Here is an 18,084-nt window from a genome sequence, read left to right as displayed (position 1 = left end):
CTGCGTTGACGTAGCGGCTAGGGCTGGGATTGAATGCAATTTGCACTCAGTCGAGAGGACTCGCAATGCCGCGCCTGAATCCTGTTCCCCGGGGTGAGGTCAACGACGAATTCACGCTGAAGATGTACGACTTCATGTTCGGTGATCGTGATCCGGTCGCCGAACCTGGGACCGTCGGCGGGACCCCGGGAAACTGGTGGACGGTGATGGCCCAATCCCCCGCTGCGCTGCGCCATGCCGTGCGTGGCTTTCGGCTATACCGCGAGGAAGTGAGTATCCGGCCCGATCACCGCGAGCTTGGTCAGATCAGGGCGGGCTGGGTGGTCGGCAGCAAGTTCGTCTACTCCCAACATTGTAAGGCGTGCCGGTCGGCCGGGCTGTCCGAGGAGAAGATCGCGGCGATACCGTCGTGGGAAACCGCCGACTGCTTCGATTACACCGAGCGGCTGTTGCTGGCATACGCGGATTGTCTTGCGGGCCAACATGGCCGGGTGCCCGAGCGATTGTTCACGCAACTGCGGGAGGTATTCACCGACACCGAGATCCTCGAATTCACCTACACCACCACCATGTACGTCATGCACGCGATCATGTCGCGGGCGTTGCGCCTGGAGTTCGACGACGTCGACGACCCGATCGTTGAGGTTGACGACCCCGAGGGCGGCGGCGTGCTGGATATTGGCGCCGCGACATCCGGGGGCGACTGAGATGACCGAGATGGACGGCCGATCAGACTTGGCGTACCGGCTGATCCGGCGCGCGATCGCCGAGGGCGATTTCGAGCCCGGCTCACGGCTGGTCGAACAACGCATTGGCGAGATGTTCGAGCTGTCCCGCACTCCAGTGCGAGAAGCCTTGCGGGCCTTGGCCGCCGACGGCCTGGTCGTCATCGAGCGAAACCGGGGAGCCGTCGTCGCGACGATGTCCGAGACCGACATCCGGGACCAGTATGAGCTGCGTGCCCGACTCGAGTCGCTGGCTGCCGAGCGTGCCGCGACCCGGATGGGTGCCAAGGGCATCGCCACACTCGACGCGGCGATCGCGGAGTTCGACGCGGGGATCGAGCTCGTGTCCATCGGCTCGCTGGACGCCGGTTTACGCCGAATCACAACCGCCAACAGCGCCTTTCATCAAGGCGTAGTGGAGGGGGCGCAGCACCGCAGACTTTCCGCACTGCTCGTGCATGCGGTCGACATTCCCTTGGTATATCAGGTATTCCGGCATCAGACGCGGGCCGAGAGCGAGCACTCCAACCTCTTTCATCGGATGGTGCGCGACGCGATCGCTGCCGGTGAACCCGGCCGCGCCGGCGCCCTGATGGCCGAGCACATCATGCAGGGGCGCGACGGTGTCCTGGCAGTGCGATCGCACTCTGGTCCCGAAGCCGAATCCCACGCCTCGTGACCGTTGCGGTCGCGAGCGGTTCGGGTACGGCATCGAGGTCAACGCCCTCAGGCTTCGTAGGTGACGTGGTACCAGTGCCTGACCGGCCTATCGCCCTTGTCGGCTTGACCCGCGTCCGTCGCAGTCACCACGGTGACGTCGCCCGCGTCGGGATTGTGTGCCGCGATGTAGCGCTCCAGCTCATGAATAAGCGCGCTATGTGGCTGATTCCGGATTCGCTAGGGCCTTCGTTCGGTGTGTTCGCGGCATACCGAGAATTATCCGGAATCACATCTGACCTGAAACATCCGGTAACCGCTAATCGCCGGTTATGAGTTGGTGATTGGACCGCGGCGCGGCCAGAACACAGGTATCGGGCCGGGTAAACCCTTACGCGGGAGTGTCGCCGCTCGAATAAACCGTGAAGTGACGTCCCCCAGCGGCGACCGCGTGATCAACCCCGGTAGCGCCTCGGCGGCCCCGGAATGACGGGTGACGACGCATGGATTCGGCGCACTCGCGCTCACGTCGTTGGGCCGCAATCCAAGCCGGATGTGACTGAAGGAAAATAACCGTCGAATCTGGTGCATTCGCCATGATCGTCAACTCCTCTCAGACCAACCGACTCAGCCGCAAAGCTATAGGCGTGTTATGTGTTCGTGTCCAGGATGCCCTGCCAATCCTGAGACCAAACCACGCGTGATCATGAGAATTGACCGTGAATTTTCGGGCATATACCTAGCTAATGGGTTTGACCTGGCCTGATGCATTTACGCCTGCCCCTCCGTCCGCACTGCGTCCGCAATTGCCTGCGTCCGCGCCCTGATTACGTTGCCTGCCGCCGTCCGGGTGGACTCGTCGGCATCAGGCCATAAATGGGCATAGGTGTTCAATGTCGTGCTGGCGAGGTCGTGGCGCATCCGCGCCTGCACGGTCTGAATGTCGGCGCCCTCGGCGATCAACTGCGACGCGAAGTAGTGGCGGAAATCGTGGAAGGCGAACGTTTTGGGCAGACCCTCGATCTCGCTGCGAACATCGTGGATGGCTTGATCGATAGTCCACGGGCCGCACGGCTTGCCGCGTTTGTTGGTCACCATCATTTCGCTGGGGTATTTCTGCACCGAAGCGGACAGCATCAACGACAAATCCTGTGGGATCGTAACGGGCGCATCGCTGGGGTCCCTCTTCCAGCGGCGCTCCTGCCCACTGCTGCTTGGGGTGCACGATGCCCACCATAAAGTTCACGTCCGACACTCCCAGGCCGGACACCTCCCCCACCTTCAGCCCGGCGAATGCACCCAGCAGCAACGCTGCCTTCAAGGTGTCCGGCACCGCGTCATAGATGGCCCACACCTGCTCGGTGGTAGCCACGTACACCTTCGGCTTGCCTTTGGGCTGTGCCGTTTTCTTCGAGCACGGATTACGGCCGAGGCGACCGTCGTATACGGCGTCGCTGAGGATCTGGGACAACCGGCCGTACACCACATAGATGTAGCTGGGTTCACGGCGGTTCTCCTTGAGCTTTGCGGTCCACTTTCTAATGTGTGAGGGTCGCACCGCGGACAACTGCATGCGGCCGAATTCTTCGCAGATCACCTTAAGTTTTGGGTGCGGGCGACGCGGGCGCTGCTGTCCCGATTGTTCCCGTAGCCTTCAATCCACTCATCGCACCACTGCTGCAAGGTCACCTGCGCATCGCGCGGCGGGACGTGGGTGCCGGTAAGACTTTCCTACGTTGGTGGTGAAGGGCAGAGTGCTGCTCGCCGAGGCGAAACACTCCACGCAGAGTGCGACGCTGGCCGCGGGGTAGTTCGGCACCATGCTGAACTTGACGAAGACTAAGTGTGTTCATGGCACATGGGGGCGTGGCTCGACGAAAACTTTGAACTGTCGAAGAGGACCGCGCAGTTGTACATGCGGCTCGCAAAAACGAAACGCGTTGCGGATTTAGATTCCGAGCAATCGCTGCGTGAAGCGCTGAAAGGTCGGTGTAAACCAGCCGCGAGCCCAAGGAACCCGACCTGCCGCTCGACTCTTTTCTGCGACGGCTGAAGACCTTGAGCCAAGACGCGCGCAAAATCGCTGATGCGATGGTGGACGTCTCGCCCGACAAAGCCATCGAAGTCGCCGACGCGATGGGCAGCCCAGTGGCGATAACCAGCGCGCTGCACGATCTTGCGTTGAGCGACGAAACCCACGACGCTGGAACTGCGGAACCCGTTGTGGCGATACATAAATCCGCCCGCGGCCGAAAGACCGCAGCCGTCAAAACCGTTAAGATGGAAAGACAGCTGAACTGGGGCCACATCATCGCCGACGTTGACCCCGACGATGTGCCCGCCGCCGAGTTGGCCGAAGAGATCGAATCGATCCAGCAATCGATGCGCATGATCGGCAAGTGGTTGAAAGCGCTGGTCGCTGTCCATGGTGTTCCTGTTACAAAGCCCCAGACAGTAAGCGCCCAACGCCACACATTCTTAGGTGGTGTTAGCTGTTGTCGCTCATATCGCGAGTTTATCGGCGGGCTGGTCACGGCTACGCCGAGTACGCGAATGTGCTTGCACTGGAACGCAGTAGCGCTGCGCGCGTCTATTTGGGCGGCAGTTTCAGCACCTGGTCGTGGCCCCAGTCGGCGACGTAGACGTTGCCGTTGCTGCTATCCACCGCGATGCCTGTCGGGTTGCTGAGATTGGTGAAGTCCAGCTGGGTCGGGGTGCTGTTGTCGGGTGCCACCTTGAGCACCCGGTTGCTGGAGTCGGTGATGTAGACGTGCAGGCTGCTGTCCACCGCGATGCCCTTGGGCCCGCTGAGGTTAGCGTAGGAAAAGAGTTCTATTTGGGGTGGCGCTCCATTCCGCAACGTGTACACGCGGAGGGCGTCTACGTCAGTGACGTAGACGCTGCCAACAATGTCCACCGCCACAGCGACGGGACTGGTGAGGCCGGTGAAGGGGAGCGGGGTCGGGGTGGTCGAGTCCGCCGCCACCTTTAGCACCTGGTGGTTGCCGGTGTCGGTGACGTACACGTTGCGGTTGGCGTCTACCGCAACTGCTCGGGGGCTGTTGAGGCCAGTGAGCAGGGTGGTTGGGGTCGTCGAGCCTGCGGCGAGCTTCAGTACCCGGTTGTTGCTGGTGTCAGCGACGTAGACGCTGCCAGCAGTGTCCACCGCTACACCTGAGGGCCAGTGGAGGTCGGTGAATTCTAATATCTGGGTCGGGGTGTTTGAGCCGGCTTGAAGCTTCATGATCCGGTTGTTGTCGTGGTCGGCGACGTAGAGAGAGCCGTTGTTGTCCAGCGCCAAACCGGCGGGGTGTCTGACGGTGTTGGTGTCGTGAAAATTCAGGGGGGTCTGCCGAGAAGGCGGAGGTATCGGTTCGGTCTTCCATGGCCACGGCCACACCACCCAACCGACACCCCCCGCGAGAAAGCCAGCAGCGAGAAAAAAGGCGAGAGTTCTCTTTACTTTGCCTTCGATCTCTGGCACAGACGTTCCAAGAACCGTCAAGCCTCCGAAAAACAGACCCAACAAGATGGCGACACCCAGCCCAATCACGGCTACCTGCAAAGTACCGACAACCGTCACCACGAAACCTTTCACGGCTGAGTTCTAGGCAGATCCTAGGTGGGCTTTCACCACTGGTCCAGGCCTCATCTCCGATTCGCCAACTAACCGAAGTCGGCTTGCCCTCGTGTGCAAAAATGCTTCGAGACCACCGTCTCCATACCAGCCGGCAACCCCGAAACGCGAATGCGAATGCGAGGTGGCCCGAAAGTGACTCACGCAAGGCGCCGGGTGACCATCACATGTCGTTTTGATGCTGCTTACTGCTGCGAGTTTGGGTGATTCCTGAAACATTCGTCAGCGACGGAACTGGCTGCCGAGCGCGGATGTCGGTCCGTTTCGAGTTGCAGCCCGCGTTATGGCTGAAAGTGGGATTCCCAGCGCCAGGAGAAAGCTAGCGCGGGCAGAAAAGCATAGGCGTGCTCTGCATAGGGCGGCGATGAAATTCCGCCGAGAGACTCCCTTCGAGCTCGCCACTGGATCCATCTCTAACAAGCCGAACGAGCCGGACTTCTACCTGACGGCGGTAGTGGCCGCAGCGCCACCTATCCCAGACGACTGGGCGGTGCTCATTGGCGACATCTTGACCAACGCCCGCGCTGCACTAGATCACGCGGTGTACACACATGTTCGCCCGCGGAAGCCGAAAATGAGGGACCAAGACATCAGCTATCCGATTCATAACCGGAAGGACCAGTTCGTCAGCAAGGCGGGATGGTTCGCCCCCGCTGTATCGGATCTCATCGAGAGCACGCAGCCTTACAATTCGTCCACCTCAGATGAGCATTTTCTGGCGGCGTTGCGTGACCTGGTCAATATCGATAAGCGCCGAAATCTGGTGATCGCCTACTACGCCATAAACGATAATGAAGCGTCCCCCAGGCGAATTTTATGAAGTCGTGAAGGTTGAGCTGGCGGACAAGCCGCTACAACTTGGTACGACGGCCGCCGGAGTTCACTGCCGCCTAACCAAGAACATCACGCAACGGATGCAGGTTGACCTGAACGTTCAACTTGAGCATGCAGCTCCAAATTCCTCGACCCGCACCCGGTAGCGGAGGGCGGAACATGCTCGGCACTCTCAAAGTGTTCCTCAAGAAGATCCCGCGGCTGCTCGAGGAGTTAGAAGCTCTCGGTTGCTGAAAACGAATGTGTTTGCTCCTCAACGGCGGTCGCGCAGATTGAAGTCGAGACCACGAGACGCTTCATCGTAAGACAGGCGTGACGAATCACGTCTAGACACCCGGGCCCTGCGGAACTCCAGAAACACCGAATCGATCGGCGGCCTGTGATCGCGCGGCTCGATAACTGGTGTAGTCCTCGGTCCGTAGTCGCGCCAACAGGCCGCGGTTTCTTGACGACCTGGGTGTAACGCTTGTCTCCCGGCAACTTCACGATCGTGATCCGCTCGGAGGCATCTGCGAACCCACGCAAATAGAACTGGGGCACCGTGTGGTGCAACTTTGCTACGTCACCCAACGGTTCCCCTACTGCGGAAGCCGGCCCAGCGGGCATTCAGGGTTGAAGCACCGCGTGTACCAACTGTTCCGCGAGGACCGCGGGGACTGCCCGGTAGGGGTGGTGGTCAACTGACCCCACTTGGACTGTTCGCACCGCTCACACAGTTCGTCGGTTGGCTGCCAATCCGAAGTCGCGATCGTGTCTCCTCGGCCCTGCTGACTCTTGCGGTCATGACCCTACCGAGTGGTGCCGACTGAAACGGTTTTCGAAACACCCGACCCCGTCGCCCGTCCGCAGTGCGTCCGCAGCACAGCTTCCGCCAGCTTGCACAGCTTGAACAGCTCAACGTCCTGACCAGCGGGTTCGTGATGCCACTTGCACAGCTAACGCAGCTAAACGCCCAGGTGAGAATTGACCGTGAATTCATCCCAAATCCCGAGCTCGTGCCGTTCCGCCGTCCGTTTCGGGCGACAGCGATCCGAATGCTAGCGACGGCCACCGACACAATTTCTGTTTCGACCCCGTACCGTCCGGGCTGCTATCGTCGCTTGCTTATGCCTGAGATGGACCGTCGCCGGATGATGCTGACGACAGGGATCGGCGTGCTGGCCGCTGCGCTCCCCATCCCTGAGGCCAGGGCTTATCCGCGACAGATCCCCCCGCCCAGCGCGCCCAGCGGCCAAGCCGGGAACTACATATTCTCCGACGAGTTCGACGGTCCGGCCGGTTCGGCCCCCGACCCGTCCAAGTGGGCGATCGCGAAAGCCCGCGAGACGATCAAAGACCCGACGTATTGGGAGCTGCCCGAGCACATCGGGCAGTACCGCGACGATCGCAAGAACGTGTTCGTCGACGGCAATTCCAACCTCGTCTTGCGTGCCGCAAAAGAGGGCCCCACTTACTTCAGCGGCAAGGTACAAAGCCTGTGGCGCGGTGGCGTCGGACATACCTGGGAAACCCGGGTCAAACTGAACTGCCTGACCCCCGGCGCCTGGCCCGCTTACTGGCTCGGCAACGACGATCAGGGCGAAATCGACGTGATGGAGTGGTACGGCAACGGCAGCTGGCCGTCGGCGACCACCGTCCACGCCAAGGCGAACGGCGGCGAGTGGAAGACCCACAACATCGCGGTCGACAGCGCCTGGCACACCTGGCGATGCCAGTGGGACGAAGCCGGCATCAGGTTCTGGAAGGACTATTCCGACGGTGCCCAGCCGTATTTCGACGTGCCGGCCAGCTCGCTGCCGGATTGGCCGTTCAACGGCCCCGGTTACACGGTGTATCCGGTGTTCAACCTCGCCGTTGCCGGCTCCGGCGGTGGCGATCCCGGGCCGGGCACCTACCCCGCCGACATGCTCGTCGACTGGATACGCGTCTGGTAGCCCGGTGCGTCAGCCCGGGATTCGATCCCCCGCGAACCATGCGCTCGCGACCGCGCGGGTCTGCGGTGGCGGAAGGTGGGCGCCGGGGGCGCCCAGTTGCCCGATTTTGACGGTCCACGTCGGTCCCGTGCGGTCGTCTATGCAGGTCTGAGTGGTTTGGGGACACAGGACGACGAGACCGGCGCTGGCGTTACCGCACCAGTAGCCGCCGACATACCCATCGTCTCGGCCGCCCCAGGCCCCGCCGTTGCGCAGCGAACAGCGGGTGCCGTCGTCGAGGGCCAGCGCATACGGTTCTGGTGACGCCGGGGGCCGCACCGGCGGGAGTTGGCCTTTGTAGGTGACCCGATGCAGACGTTGGTCCCAGGGATCGTCCACGCATAACAGCGATCCCGGCGTCGACGGCCAGCAGGTGCCGGCGCCGGCCGCGCTCGGAGCGCACGCGTAGACGTCATCGGCCACCGCCGAGGGCGACGCTTCGCAGCCCTCAACGACGGGGACACTGCCCTCGGGTGGTATTTCGCGGTAGCCGTTGACGGCCTGCCCCTTGGATCCGACGGCCACCGTGGTGATCTGTTGGGTAGGCGGCGGATCGGCCCATACTGGTCCGGCGAACCCGATCGTCACCATCACAACGATCGGCCCAACCGCAACTCGCCACACGTTCACCGAGCTAACGATCCTCCACGTGGGCCGCAATGTGAATGGCGAATGAGAGCGGCTTACACTGCCGCGATCGGCCGGGTGCCGGAATCCAGAGCCAGGCAGCGCTTTAGCAATGCTTCGGTTGGCGGCTGGCGGAATGCGAGCACCATCTGCTCGCAACCGAGCGAGTCGAACTCCGGCAACATCGCCAGCTGTTCATCCACCTGGCCGGCTTCGGCCGGATGCAGCGACAGCTGTGCCGAGCGCAGGATCTCGGCCGGCGCGCGCCGGGTTTCGGCACACGCCTCATCCAGCTGGGCGTTGACGGCACCCCATCGCTGCGGTCCCTCGTGTCCGGGCATGTTCCACATGTCGGCGTGACGCGCGACGACGCGCAGCATCTTGGGCTCGGTCCCGCCGATCACGATCGGCGGATGTGGCTGCTGAAGAGGTTTGGGCTTGCACAGTGCGTCCTCGAGGGTGAAGAACTGGCCGCTGAAGGTGACCGATTCCTGCGTCCAGAGCATGCGAAGCACGGTCAGCGCCTCGTCGACCATCGCGACTCGAGTGCCGGGGCCGGGAAACTCGATTCCATACGCGCGATGTTCATCCGCTATCCAGCCGGCGCCGATCCCGAAGTAGAGGCGTCCACCCGAAATGTGGTCGACGGTGACCGCCATGTTGGCCAGGACTGCCAGGTTCCGGAACGTCACGCTGGACACCAGGCAGCCGATTCGCGCTCGCTTGGTGACCGCGGCCATCGCGGCCAGGGAGGTCCAGCCCTCGTAGTTCGGGTCGGTGTTTTCCCTCGGTCCGTAGAAATGGTCGTAATCCCACACCGCTTCGAAACCCAGGCGATCCGCCATGCGCCACAACCGCTCAAGCTCGCAGTATTGGAAGCTCAGGTCGAATTTGACCGCGATCTGCATAGCGCGATCCTAAGATCGGCGGCACACTTTGGCAGGGCGAATAGTCCGCATTCCGGTCTTGTCCCCCGCTCGTAAGATGCCCGACGCGCTGCATTAACGAGATGCCCGATCGGTGGCATAAGCCGAAGGCGGCCGAAATTGTTTGCGCAAGTTAGCAGTTGGTTCAGTGAGTCAGCAGAGCCGCCGCACTCCACGGCCTGCTGCCGGGGCGGCGCGGATCTGGTTGGGGCAGCCGTGCCGCCAGACGCATGATCATCGGCAAACGGCGGAAGCGGTGGGCGGCAACAAGCAGCGATTCCACTTCGACGGTGCGCCAGCCCAGCTCTTCGAAATAGGCCACGCCATTTTCGGGGGCGAATAGGAACGGCGCATTTTCCAGGATGCCCGGCATCTTCTTGTTCATCATCTTTCGCAGACCGGGACCGGCGAAGTCGAGCATCCACCAGGCCACGGCGGGCCGGGAGATCGCCCGCGACAGCGAGACGACGTCGGCCTCGTCGAGATAGACCACTAGGCCCTCGGTCAGCACCAAAGCCTTCTGCGCGCCGTCGAGCGCGTCATCGAGGAATGCGTCCCGGGCTTGCGGGTCGGCGAGGTCGACCGCCGTACGGCTCAGCCGGCATCGAGGTGTCTGGTCGGCGAGCACTTGGGTCTTCTCCGCCAGCAACGCCGGTAAATCCGCCTCTACCCACCCGAGTTCGGCGGGAAGGTCCAACCGATAAGGCCGGGTGTCCAGGCCGGCCGCCAGGTTCAACACTCGGTCGCAACCGTTGGCGATGGCCTCGGTGATCGCGTCGTCGATCAGTTTGGTGCGCGCGACCAGCCACCAACCATTGCGCGTCGATCGGGGCAAGTTGGCGACGATTGCGCGGCCGTGTTCACCGGCCAGCATCCCAGCGAGCGAGTCATGAAATAGCGCGTCGGGGCGAGCCGACTCGGTCGCCCGATGCAATGCCGTCCACCGTGCGGTATCGGAAACGTGGGTAATCGGGTAATCCGCCATAGGTTGGGTTATAGCAGCCACCGCCGTCGGCGTAGCGTGCGCTCATGCCTGATCGAAATCGCCGCTTCCTATTGCGTGAGCGCCCCACCGGACGTATCGGCCCCAACACGTTTGAGCTCAGTGAGGAGGCGATCCCCGAGATCGGGGACGGCGAGGCGCTGGTGCGCGTCGAATGGATCTCGCTCGATCCGACCAACCGGACCTGGATCAATGACACGCCGACCTACCTGCCTCCGGTCGGTATCGGCGAGGTCATGCGTGCGGGCGGGCTCGGCCGCGTCGTCGAATCGAAGAACCCCAACTATCCGGTCGGTCAGATCGTGCAGGGTCTCGTCGGTTGGCAGGACTACGTCGTCGCGTCGGACACGATGCCGTTGTTCGGAGTCGACGTCGCCGAAGGCATCTCCCCCAGCTCCTACCTGGGCGCGCTAGGGACGACCGGGCTCACCGCGTGGGTCGGGATCCGCGATATCGGCAAGCCGCAGTCTGGCGAGACCGTCGTCGTCTCGGCAGCGGCGGGCGCGGTCGGCTCGGTTGCCGGCCAGCTCGCCAAGGTCGACGGCGCGCGCGTTGTCGGGATCGCCGGCGGCCCGGACAAGTGCCGGCTGCTCACCGAGGAGCTCGGCTTCGACGCGGCCGTCGACTACCGCGCCGACGACTGGGTTGCCCAGCTGCGAGCGGCCACGCCCAACGGCATCGACGTCGACTTCGAGAACGTCGGGGGCGTCATCATGGACGCGGTGTTCGCGCGCCTGAACATTCGGGCACGCGTGGCGCTGTGCGGTTTGATCTCCGGATACAACGAGGCCGACCCACCGCCCGGACCGCGTGCATTCGGAAATCTGCTGATCCAGCGTGCGACGCTGGAGGGCTTCATCGTCCTGGACCACCTGGGCCGCGCACCCGAGGCAATAAGCGAAATCGCCGGGCTGATCGCCGCGGGCAAGCTGACCCCGCTCGAGACCGTTGTGGAGGGTTTCGAACAGCTTCCGACGGCGATCAACATGCTGTTCGACGGCAAAAACGTCGGCAAGCTCGTGGTCAAGACGTCGAGCTAGGCCCTACAGCACCGCTACGACGAGAACGCGCGAAGGATCCGCGGGATCGACGCGCACCGGCACCTCGGCACCAACCTGGATATTCGGCACCAACCTGGATATGTGGGGCCGTCGACAGCGTGCTGTGGCCCGACCTTGTAACCCGCTGTCCCGCACTGGCTTTCTTTGCTCGCTGCAACCAGCCCATGCGCGTGAGGGTACGTCGATCGACAATCCGTGTGGTCAGGAGCGCCGCGAAACAATGGGAATTATCGTGTTTGGCTACAGCACTGGTTAGCTGGTGGCTGCCGACAGCAAACCACTAGGACGTGACACATGGCCGAGGACGTCGCCGGGCTCAATCCTGCCGTGCCCCAGCTCCACCGAGGCCTGTCCAACCGTCACATTCAGCTGATCGCGATCGGAGGCACGATCGGGACGGGTCTGTTCATGGGCGCCGGGCGAACGATCTCCCGGGCCGGCCCGTCGGTGGTCTTGGTGTACGGAATCATTGGTTTCTTCCTGTTTTTCGTGCTCCGCGCGATGGGCGAGCTGCTGTTGTCGAACCTGAACTACAAGTCCTTCGTCGACTTCGCGGCCGACCTATTGGGGCCCGCGGCAGGGTTTTTCGTCGGATGGTCGTACTGGTTCGCCTGGATCGTCACGGGCATCGCAGAACTGGTCGCGATCGCGGGCTACCTACAGTTCTGGTGGCCCGGTCTGCCGGCATGGCTGCCGGCCCTGGTCGCATGTGTGTTGATACTGCTCATCAACCTGTTCAGCGTGCGCAATTTCGGGGAGATCGAATTCTGGTTCGCTTTAATCAAAGTCGTCGCGATCATCAGCCTGATTGTCGTCGGAGCGATCCTGCTGGCCACCAATTTCGTTTCGCCGCAGGGACATCCGGCGACGATCGAAAACCTTTGGAACAACGGCGGATTCTTCGCCACGGGTTTCGCTGGCATGGTCGGTGGATTCCAGATCGCGTTTTTTGCGTTCGTGGGCGTGGAACTCGTCGGCGCCGCGGCGGCCGAGACGGCCAACCCGCGTCGCACCCTTCCTCGCGCGATCAATGCGGTGCCCCTGCGCGTGGCGATCTTCTATATCGGTGCGCTGCTGGTGATCCTCACCGTCGTCGAATGGCGGCGATTCGACAGCAACCAGTCCCCGTTTGTCGCGATGTTCTCCCTGGCCGGCCTTGGCGGTGCGGCGTCGATCATCAACTTCGTCGTGATCACCGCGGCCTCCTCCTCCGCCAACTCCGGGATGTACTCCACCAGCCGCATGCTTTACGGTCTGGCCGACGAAGGGAGCGCCCCAGCGGTTTTCCGCCGGCTGAACCGCGGCGGCGTGCCGGCAGCTGCCCTGTTCCTGACCGCCGCACTGCTGCTGACCGCTGTCCCCGTACTGCATGTCGGCGGGTCCGTGATCGGTGCATTCACGCTGGTGACCACCATTTCGGCGCTGCTGTTCATGTTCGTCTGGGCGATGATCCTGCTCAGCTACCTCGTCTATCGCCGCCGACACGCACAGCGCCACGCGGACTCCGCCTTCAAGATGCCCGGTGGGCGGGTGATGTGCTGGGCCGTTCTCGCCTTCTTCGCCTTCGTCACGTGGACGCTCACGACGGAAAAAGACACCGTGATCGCCCTGGCGTGGTTCCCCCTGTGGTTCGTGTTGCTCGCTGCCGGATGGCTGATCATCCGGCGCGGCCCCGCCCAGGCCGAGCGTTATCGCCAGTTCCTGATCGAGATTAACGGCCCGATCGAGGAAACGGCGCCGGCATCCTGACCGGCACGGGGGCCGTGGGTCAGCCGCGTTGTTGGGATCGGTAGCCGATGTGGGTGTCTGTACTTGTCGCATCGACGCCGCCAAGGAGGTGGCGCCCCACGAAAGGAAGACAGCAAATGAACATCGTGCCGACCGGCATCCAAGAGCAGATCAACCGCGTCGATCGCCAACGGAGCCTGTACCTCGGGATCAGCACCGGCCTGCTCGCAGTCTGGAGCCTGTACCGGCTGGTCTGGATGCTCTACATCGGAATGACGTTTGGCTGGTTCTTCGCAGCGATGGCTTTCCAGCTGGTGCTGTGGGGTGTGATCGGCGCCGCGGCGGCGGTGGCGTCCATCGGGTTCCTGACCCGGTACAACAGGGGTTCTTGAAGCTGAGGGGCAGATAGCTCCGAACCCGTCAGGGTTCGGAGCTATCTTGTTGTGGCGCAGGGATTTACAGCTGGGCCCAGACCGACTTCGTCTTCAGGTAGATCTCGAGACCCTCCCTGCCGAATTCGTGGCCCCAGCCGGACTGCTTGTATCCGCCGAACGGTACATCGTGGTCGAAGACCAACTGGCAGTTCACCTGAACGCTGCCGGCCTGCAGTCGCTTCATGATCCGGTGGGCCCGGCCCAGGTTCTCCGTCCACGCCGTGGCCGCCAGGCCGTACGTCGTGTCGTTGGCCATCGCGACGGCCTCGTCTTCGTCGTCGAACGGCAGGATGCTGACCACCGGCCCGAAGATCTCCTCCCGGTACAACCGCATGGCGGGGTCGACGTTGGTGAGCACCGTCGGGTGCACGAAGTAGCCCTTGCGATCCAGCCGGTGGCCGCCGGTGACCACCTCGACGCCGTCCTTGCGGCCCTCGTCGATGTAGCCCATCACCCGGGTCAGCTGCTTCTGGCTGATCAGCGGGCCGCTGACGCAGCCCTCTTCGCTCGGAGCGCCCAGCTTGAACGAGTTCGCCATCATCGAGATGCCTTCCACGACGCGGTCGAACACGCCGCGCTGCACGAAGATTCGCGACCCGCACACGCAGCCCTGGCCGGAGTGCACGAAGATACCGAGCGAGGCCATCATGATCGCCTTGTCGAGATCGGCGTCGTCGAAGATCAGCACCGGCGACTTGCCGCCGAGTTCCAGCGTGACCTTCTTCAGGTTGTCGGCCGCCGCCCGCACGATGGCCTTGCCGACCTCCGTCGAGCCGGTGAAGGCGACCTTCTGTACGTCGGGATGCGCGGTGATCGCGGCGCCCGCGGTGTGGCCGTAACCGGTCAGCAAGTTGACGACCCCCTCGGGCACGCCGGCCTCGTGGATGAGCCTGTCCAACAACACCGCTGACAGCGGCGTCTCCTCGGCAGGCTTGACCAGCAGGCTGCCGCCCGCGGCCAGGGCCGGCGCCAGCTTCGCGCTCGCATTGAAGATCGGACCGTTCCACGGGAAGATCAGGCCCACCACGCTGTACGGCTCCTTGAGCGTGTACGCGTGCATATTGACGTAGGTGTCGGTCGCGATGCCGTCGGTCTTCACGTCGTATGCGACGCCGTTGATCTTCGAACACCACCCGGCGTAGTAGCGGAAGAACTCCGAGCAGGTCGACATCTGCAACTGCGCCTGCATCAGCGGCATGCCGGTGTTGAGCGAATCGAGTTGGGCGAACTCCTCGGCGTGCTCGTCGATCAGTTCTCCGATCCGCCACAACACCTTCGCCCGCTCGCGGCCCGGTAGGTCGGACCACACACCCGACTCGAAGGATGTCTTCGCCCGCGCTGCCGCCTCGTCGACCGCGTCTGCACCGCAGTCGGTGAATTCGGTGATCGTCTCTTCGGTCGCGGGGTTGATGATCGGAATGACCTCACCCGAGCCAGGGCGCTTACCTAGGTCGTCCAGTACTGCCTGCAGCGTCATCTGTTTCCTTCCCGATCAACCCTGATCGAGCCCGGCGCGCTCCCGTGCCCGTGCATGCTGAGCACCTGCTTAGCATTCAGATCGTAGCCCGGTCAAGATTTCGCCGTGTCGCCGCCTGGGTGTCGTTTAGCGCTTGGCTGCGCTGATCGCCTCGCGCACCGCCGAAATGCATCGCAGCGCATCGGGTTCTGGCCCGAGCCCAACGTAGTAACTACCGGTTCGCTCGCCGCCGAGGCCGGTGATCGTGAATCCGGTGGGATCGCCGCAGACCGCGTCGGTGGTCATCGACGCCTGCGCCAACGGCAGGGAAATGACCGTGGTCCCGCGCTTTGCCCCGTCGGTGGCCACGAGCAGTTGCGTCGGATGCAGCACCACCGCGGTCCAGTGCTCTTCGTCGGGATCGGCCGGATTGGCGCGCCGCCGCAGCAGTTTACCGAATGCCGAACTGGCCGAGGGGTTTTCGCTATGCGTCAACCACACCTGGACATCGTTGAGGTCGACTTGATGGGACACGGCGTGCTCGGCCAACTTACCGCAAATCGGGCGCGGCAGTTCGACGATTCGCGCCGACCGGGTGTGACGCACATACAGCGGCATGGGTGCATCATGCCCGGGGGCCCACCCGGCCGCCATTCGCGCCGCGCAGTGTTCGGGTTGTCCGCACTTCGCCGGGCAAGGCTCAGTGTCCGGGCGCGATCGCCTCGCGCCACGCCAGCGGGTTGAGTCCGCGATATGGATCGGCCGCTCGAAGCTGTCGCAACTCCAGCAGGATTTGTTCGAGCGCGCGCTGAGTTTGGCCCTTCACGGCCTCGACCCATTCCGACGCTCCGATGCCGAGCGGCCTGCTGGTGTCGATCGGTGCGCCGAAGCGCAGGTACATTCGCTGCGGTCGTGGGATCAATGTCGGGCCGATCCCCCGCAGCAGCGGCATCGCCATATCCGGCCGGCCGTTCAGCCTACGGCCCAGTGCCGCACTGAATTTCGCGTAGATACCGTCGCGCGTTGTCCAACTGCGGTACACGTCGTCGCCGCCGACTAGACCGGCCGGCACGATCGGGTAGCCGTTTTCCACGGAGAGCCGTGCGAATCCCGAGCGTCCCCGCCATTGCAGCGTGTACTCCTCGCCCTTGAATTTCGCTATCTCGCGGCCTCCGCCGGGAAACACCAGAATGGTCTGGTCGTGCGCCATCAGTTCGCGCGCGGTCTCAGGTGCGCCGACCACGCCGCCGAATGCCGCGACCAGATCGGCGGGAAGTCCGCGCATGCGCCCGAAATTCCGGTCGGCCAGCGGCCGTACCCGGCTGCCGATCGTCCGCCGCACCGCGTCGGAGATCATGAATATCTCCGAGCCGGCCTGAGTGTGGTTACCCACCAACAGGAATCGTCCGTCGCCGGATAGAGTCTCCGCACCGTCGACATAGGGCCGGCAAAGCTCGACCACGGGCCGCAGCCGCTCGGTCATCGTGTCGAGCACGGTGCGCAGAGTCCGCACGCGCCGATTCGGCTCCATGATGGCCGCCAGGTCGATGCCGTCAGTCATGGTCGGGCAACTCGGCACGGGAGAAGACAACAGTGTTTGACGGCGGACCGAACCGTGTTGGTGCGGGCAATGTTTCGATTCGCATTCCCGGATCGGCGGCCCGGCCGAGCGTCTCGAGAGCCGACAGGCTGTAGGCACGCAGCGCGCTGATGAATCCGTCGTGCAGACCCGGCCAGATCCAGGACCACGGCATGAGCGCCAGACTGATCGGCAGGGCGGTCACGGGAAGCAGCAAGGTGCGCAGGGGCGACCGCCGCTTGAGGTCGATGACCAGGAACCGTTTGCCGACGCGGGTGGCCTCGGCGATTGCGCGACAAGCGATCGCCGGCGGCAGGTGGTGAAATGCAAGCGCGAACACAACCAGGTCGTAGCAGCCGTCGGGGGCATCAATCGAGGTGGCGTCGACGACCTGGGTGCGCGCCCGCGGGTGATTGCCCAGCTCGCCGGTGGCGATGTTGGCGACCGAGGTCGGGTCCAGATCACTGACCGTGACGGTAGCCGTCGGATGCAGATCCAGGATCTTCGCCGACAGCTTGCCGTGGCCCGCACCAAGTTCCAGGATGCGCGGATTCGTGAGGTGGGCAACAAGCTCCAGCGCGGTGCGCGCGTAGTTCTCGTGCTGGTTGGTCAGTGTGCCCAACCGGTCGAGCATTCCGATGACCTTCTGCTTGACCTCGTCGGGGACGTCGTCGCGGTCGAGATACTCCAACGCGTCGGTCTGAAATCGCCGGTCCAACCAAGTCGCTTCGGGGCCTCCCCGTGGCATCGTTTCAATCGCTTGCTCGAGAACATTCGCTGTACCCATGACTGCCTCACTTTCCGATTGCCACCACTATAACAAACGAACCAGTTCGTCTGCGTATGATGATTTCGTGCGAACCACGACCGAACTCCGCGACGAGATCCTCGCCGCGGCGCGCGCCGAGTTCGCCCAGTACGGGTTGGCCGGAGCGCGCGTCGACCGCATCGCGCGCGTTGCCAGCGCGAGCAAGGAACGCCTCTACGCACATTTCGGTGACAAGGAAACCCTCTTTCGCGACGTGGTCGCCACCGACGGAGCCGAGTTCTTTCGGGCCGTCGAGCTGCGCCCCGATGCGGTCCCCGAGTTCGTGGGCGGGGTCTTCGATCTCGCGCAGCGCCGGCCCGAACACATCCGGATGATCACCTGGGCGCGTTTGGAGGGCTTTGCGCTCGACAAACCTGAGGTGGACGGTGTGCACCCGCCCGAGAAGGCCATCGCCGCCCTGCGGGAGGCGCAGGCCGAAGGTCATGTCGACCCGGCGTGGGAACCGGAGCAGCTGATCGTTTTGCTGTTCGCGATTGGCTTGAGCTGGGCGCACTTTCCCGATCCCGCGCTGGCAACGACGGATCCGGCCGTTGTCGCCAGCCGCCGCGCCGCCGCCGTCGAGGCGGCCGCCCGCGTCGTCAGACCCTCCGAACGGTAGATTCCCGTCTCGATGGG

The 18,084-nt window shown here is 63.5% G+C and carries 19 protein-coding genes; 8 read left to right on the top strand and 11 right to left on the bottom strand.

Annotation, left to right across the window (positions count from 1 at the left end; all coding sequences use genetic code 11):
* Positions 1–65 precede the first annotated feature (65 nt).
* Positions 66–707 carry a carboxymuconolactone decarboxylase family protein gene (locus tag MJO58_RS14675; protein WP_090602693.1) on the top strand — a complete coding sequence of 214 codons (642 nt, stop codon included), beginning with the start codon at positions 66–68 and terminating at the stop codon, positions 705–707.
* A 1-nt stretch (position 708) separates the two neighbouring features.
* Positions 709–1,404, top strand: a complete 696-nt coding sequence (locus MJO58_RS14670) for a GntR family transcriptional regulator (RefSeq protein ID WP_239719853.1) — start codon at positions 709–711, stop codon at positions 1,402–1,404.
* Between the two features lie 749 nt (positions 1,405–2,153).
* Here the strand turns inward: MJO58_RS14670 and MJO58_RS14665 are convergent.
* The 3 genes from MJO58_RS14665 to MJO58_RS14655 all read right to left on the bottom strand — a co-directional run bounded on the left by MJO58_RS14665 (position 2,154) and on the right by MJO58_RS14655 (position 4,980).
* Positions 2,154–2,519, bottom strand: a complete 366-nt coding sequence (locus tag MJO58_RS14665) for a tyrosine-type recombinase/integrase (RefSeq protein WP_239719852.1) — start codon at positions 2,517–2,519, stop codon at positions 2,154–2,156.
* Positions 2,520–3,221: 702 nt separating this feature from the next.
* On the bottom strand, positions 3,222–3,809 hold the full coding sequence (locus MJO58_RS14660; RefSeq protein ID WP_239719851.1) for a hypothetical protein: 588 nt from the start codon (positions 3,807–3,809) through the stop codon (positions 3,222–3,224).
* Positions 3,810–3,972: 163 nt separating this feature from the next.
* Positions 3,973–4,980: an NHL repeat-containing protein gene (locus MJO58_RS14655; protein ID WP_259608699.1), complete on the bottom strand. Its 1,008-nt coding sequence runs from the start codon at positions 4,978–4,980 to the stop codon at positions 3,973–3,975.
* A gap of 403 nt (positions 4,981–5,383) precedes the next feature.
* Here MJO58_RS14655 and MJO58_RS14650 point away from each other — a divergent pair, with 403 nt between their 5' ends.
* Both MJO58_RS14650 and MJO58_RS14645 read left to right on the top strand, forming a co-directional pair.
* Positions 5,384–5,839, top strand: a complete 456-nt coding sequence (locus MJO58_RS14650) for a hypothetical protein (RefSeq protein ID WP_239719848.1) — start codon at positions 5,384–5,386, stop codon at positions 5,837–5,839.
* A 1,120-nt stretch (positions 5,840–6,959) separates the two neighbouring features.
* Positions 6,960–7,787 (top strand): glycoside hydrolase family 16 protein, encoded by an 828-nt coding sequence (locus tag MJO58_RS14645; RefSeq protein WP_239719847.1) that lies wholly within the window; start codon positions 6,960–6,962, stop codon positions 7,785–7,787.
* Positions 7,788–7,796: 9 nt separating this feature from the next.
* Here MJO58_RS14645 and MJO58_RS14640 read toward each other — a convergent pair whose 3' ends face one another.
* The 3 genes from MJO58_RS14640 to MJO58_RS14630 form a co-directional block, all read right to left on the bottom strand.
* Positions 7,797–8,456 carry a hypothetical protein gene (locus MJO58_RS14640; RefSeq protein WP_090602684.1) on the bottom strand — a complete coding sequence of 220 codons (660 nt, stop codon included), beginning with the start codon at positions 8,454–8,456 and terminating at the stop codon, positions 7,797–7,799.
* Between the two features lie 53 nt (positions 8,457–8,509).
* Positions 8,510–9,361 (bottom strand): TIGR03619 family F420-dependent LLM class oxidoreductase, encoded by an 852-nt coding sequence (locus tag MJO58_RS14635; RefSeq protein ID WP_090602682.1) that lies wholly within the window; start codon positions 9,359–9,361, stop codon positions 8,510–8,512.
* Positions 9,362–9,524: 163 nt separating this feature from the next.
* The gene (locus MJO58_RS14630; RefSeq protein WP_090602680.1) at positions 9,525–10,364 is read right to left on the bottom strand and encodes a class I SAM-dependent methyltransferase; all 840 of its coding nucleotides are present in this window, start codon (positions 10,362–10,364) and stop codon (positions 9,525–9,527) included.
* Positions 10,365–10,408: 44 nt separating this feature from the next.
* Here MJO58_RS14630 and MJO58_RS14625 point away from each other — a divergent pair, with 44 nt between their 5' ends.
* Positions 10,409–11,422 carry an NADP-dependent oxidoreductase gene (locus MJO58_RS14625; protein ID WP_239719846.1) on the top strand — a complete coding sequence of 338 codons (1,014 nt, stop codon included), beginning with the start codon at positions 10,409–10,411 and terminating at the stop codon, positions 11,420–11,422.
* Positions 11,423–11,425: 3 nt separating this feature from the next.
* Here the strand turns inward: MJO58_RS14625 and MJO58_RS28935 are convergent, their stop codons facing one another.
* Positions 11,426–11,512 carry a DUF3592 domain-containing protein gene (locus tag MJO58_RS28935; RefSeq protein ID WP_434086372.1) on the bottom strand — a complete coding sequence of 29 codons (87 nt, stop codon included), beginning with the start codon at positions 11,510–11,512 and terminating at the stop codon, positions 11,426–11,428.
* A gap of 225 nt (positions 11,513–11,737) precedes the next feature.
* Between MJO58_RS28935 and MJO58_RS14620 the strand changes: the two genes are divergently transcribed.
* Positions 11,738–13,192: an amino acid permease gene (locus MJO58_RS14620; protein ID WP_239719845.1), complete on the top strand. Its 1,455-nt coding sequence runs from the start codon at positions 11,738–11,740 to the stop codon at positions 13,190–13,192.
* Between the two features lie 116 nt (positions 13,193–13,308).
* Positions 13,309–13,563, top strand: coding sequence for a hypothetical protein (locus tag MJO58_RS14615; RefSeq protein WP_090602672.1), 255 nt, complete (start codon positions 13,309–13,311; stop codon positions 13,561–13,563).
* Between the two features lie 64 nt (positions 13,564–13,627).
* On the opposite strand, the gene MJO58_RS14610 is transcribed toward MJO58_RS14615, so the two are convergent.
* From MJO58_RS14610 to MJO58_RS14595, 4 genes are all read right to left on the bottom strand, one after another.
* A complete protein-coding gene (locus MJO58_RS14610; RefSeq protein ID WP_239719844.1) occupies positions 13,628–15,082 on the bottom strand; it encodes an aldehyde dehydrogenase family protein in 1,455 nt (484 codons plus the stop codon).
* Between the two features lie 126 nt (positions 15,083–15,208).
* The gene (locus MJO58_RS14605; RefSeq protein ID WP_239719843.1) at positions 15,209–15,679 is read right to left on the bottom strand and encodes a hypothetical protein; all 471 of its coding nucleotides are present in this window, start codon (positions 15,677–15,679) and stop codon (positions 15,209–15,211) included.
* Between the two features lie 82 nt (positions 15,680–15,761).
* A complete protein-coding gene (locus tag MJO58_RS14600) occupies positions 15,762–16,622 on the bottom strand; it encodes a lysophospholipid acyltransferase family protein (protein WP_239719842.1) in 861 nt (286 codons plus the stop codon).
* Positions 16,615–17,427, bottom strand: coding sequence for a class I SAM-dependent methyltransferase (locus MJO58_RS14595; RefSeq protein WP_239719841.1), 813 nt, complete (start codon positions 17,425–17,427; stop codon positions 16,615–16,617). Before MJO58_RS14595 ends, MJO58_RS14600 begins: the two co-directional genes overlap by 8 nt.
* A gap of 67 nt (positions 17,428–17,494) precedes the next feature.
* On the opposite strand from MJO58_RS14595, the gene MJO58_RS14590 reads away from it, so the two are divergent.
* On the top strand, positions 17,495–18,067 hold the full coding sequence (locus MJO58_RS14590) for a TetR/AcrR family transcriptional regulator (RefSeq protein WP_090609057.1): 573 nt from the start codon (positions 17,495–17,497) through the stop codon (positions 18,065–18,067).
* Positions 18,068–18,084 lie beyond the last annotated feature (17 nt).

The sequence above is a fragment of the Mycobacterium lentiflavum genome (assembly GCF_022374895.2).
GTDB lineage: Bacteria > Actinomycetota > Actinomycetes > Mycobacteriales > Mycobacteriaceae > Mycobacterium > Mycobacterium lentiflavum.
The sequence above is the reverse complement of the archived record's forward strand: the minus strand, read 5'-3'. Positions and strand labels throughout refer to the sequence as shown.

Coding starts and splice junctions, on each gene's coding strand:
- MJO58_RS14675 (WP_090602693.1), top strand. CDS start 66: ATGCCGCGCCTGAATCCTGTTCCCCGGGGTGAGGTCAACGACGAATTC.
- MJO58_RS14670 (WP_239719853.1), top strand. CDS start 709: ATGACCGAGATGGACGGCCGATCAGACTTGGCGTACCGGCTGATCCGG.
- MJO58_RS14665 (WP_239719852.1), bottom strand. CDS start 2,519: ATGCTGTCCGCTTCGGTGCAGAAATACCCCAGCGAAATGATGGTGACC.
- MJO58_RS14660 (WP_239719851.1), bottom strand. CDS start 3,809: ATGGACAGCGACCAGCGCTTTCAACCACTTGCCGATCATGCGCATCGA.
- MJO58_RS14650 (WP_239719848.1), top strand. CDS start 5,384: ATGAAATTCCGCCGAGAGACTCCCTTCGAGCTCGCCACTGGATCCATC.
- MJO58_RS14645 (WP_239719847.1), top strand. CDS start 6,960: ATGCCTGAGATGGACCGTCGCCGGATGATGCTGACGACAGGGATCGGC.
- MJO58_RS14635 (WP_090602682.1), bottom strand. CDS start 9,361: ATGCAGATCGCGGTCAAATTCGACCTGAGCTTCCAATACTGCGAGCTT.
- MJO58_RS14630 (WP_090602680.1), bottom strand. CDS start 10,364: ATGGCGGATTACCCGATTACCCACGTTTCCGATACCGCACGGTGGACG.
- MJO58_RS14625 (WP_239719846.1), top strand. CDS start 10,409: ATGCCTGATCGAAATCGCCGCTTCCTATTGCGTGAGCGCCCCACCGGA.
- MJO58_RS14620 (WP_239719845.1), top strand. CDS start 11,738: ATGGCCGAGGACGTCGCCGGGCTCAATCCTGCCGTGCCCCAGCTCCAC.
- MJO58_RS14615 (WP_090602672.1), top strand. CDS start 13,309: ATGAACATCGTGCCGACCGGCATCCAAGAGCAGATCAACCGCGTCGAT.
- MJO58_RS14610 (WP_239719844.1), bottom strand. CDS start 15,082: ATGACGCTGCAGGCAGTACTGGACGACCTAGGTAAGCGCCCTGGCTCG.
- MJO58_RS14605 (WP_239719843.1), bottom strand. CDS start 15,679: ATGCCGCTGTATGTGCGTCACACCCGGTCGGCGCGAATCGTCGAACTG.
- MJO58_RS14600 (WP_239719842.1), bottom strand. CDS start 16,622: ATGACTGACGGCATCGACCTGGCGGCCATCATGGAGCCGAATCGGCGC.
- MJO58_RS14595 (WP_239719841.1), bottom strand. CDS start 17,427: ATGGGTACAGCGAATGTTCTCGAGCAAGCGATTGAAACGATGCCACGG.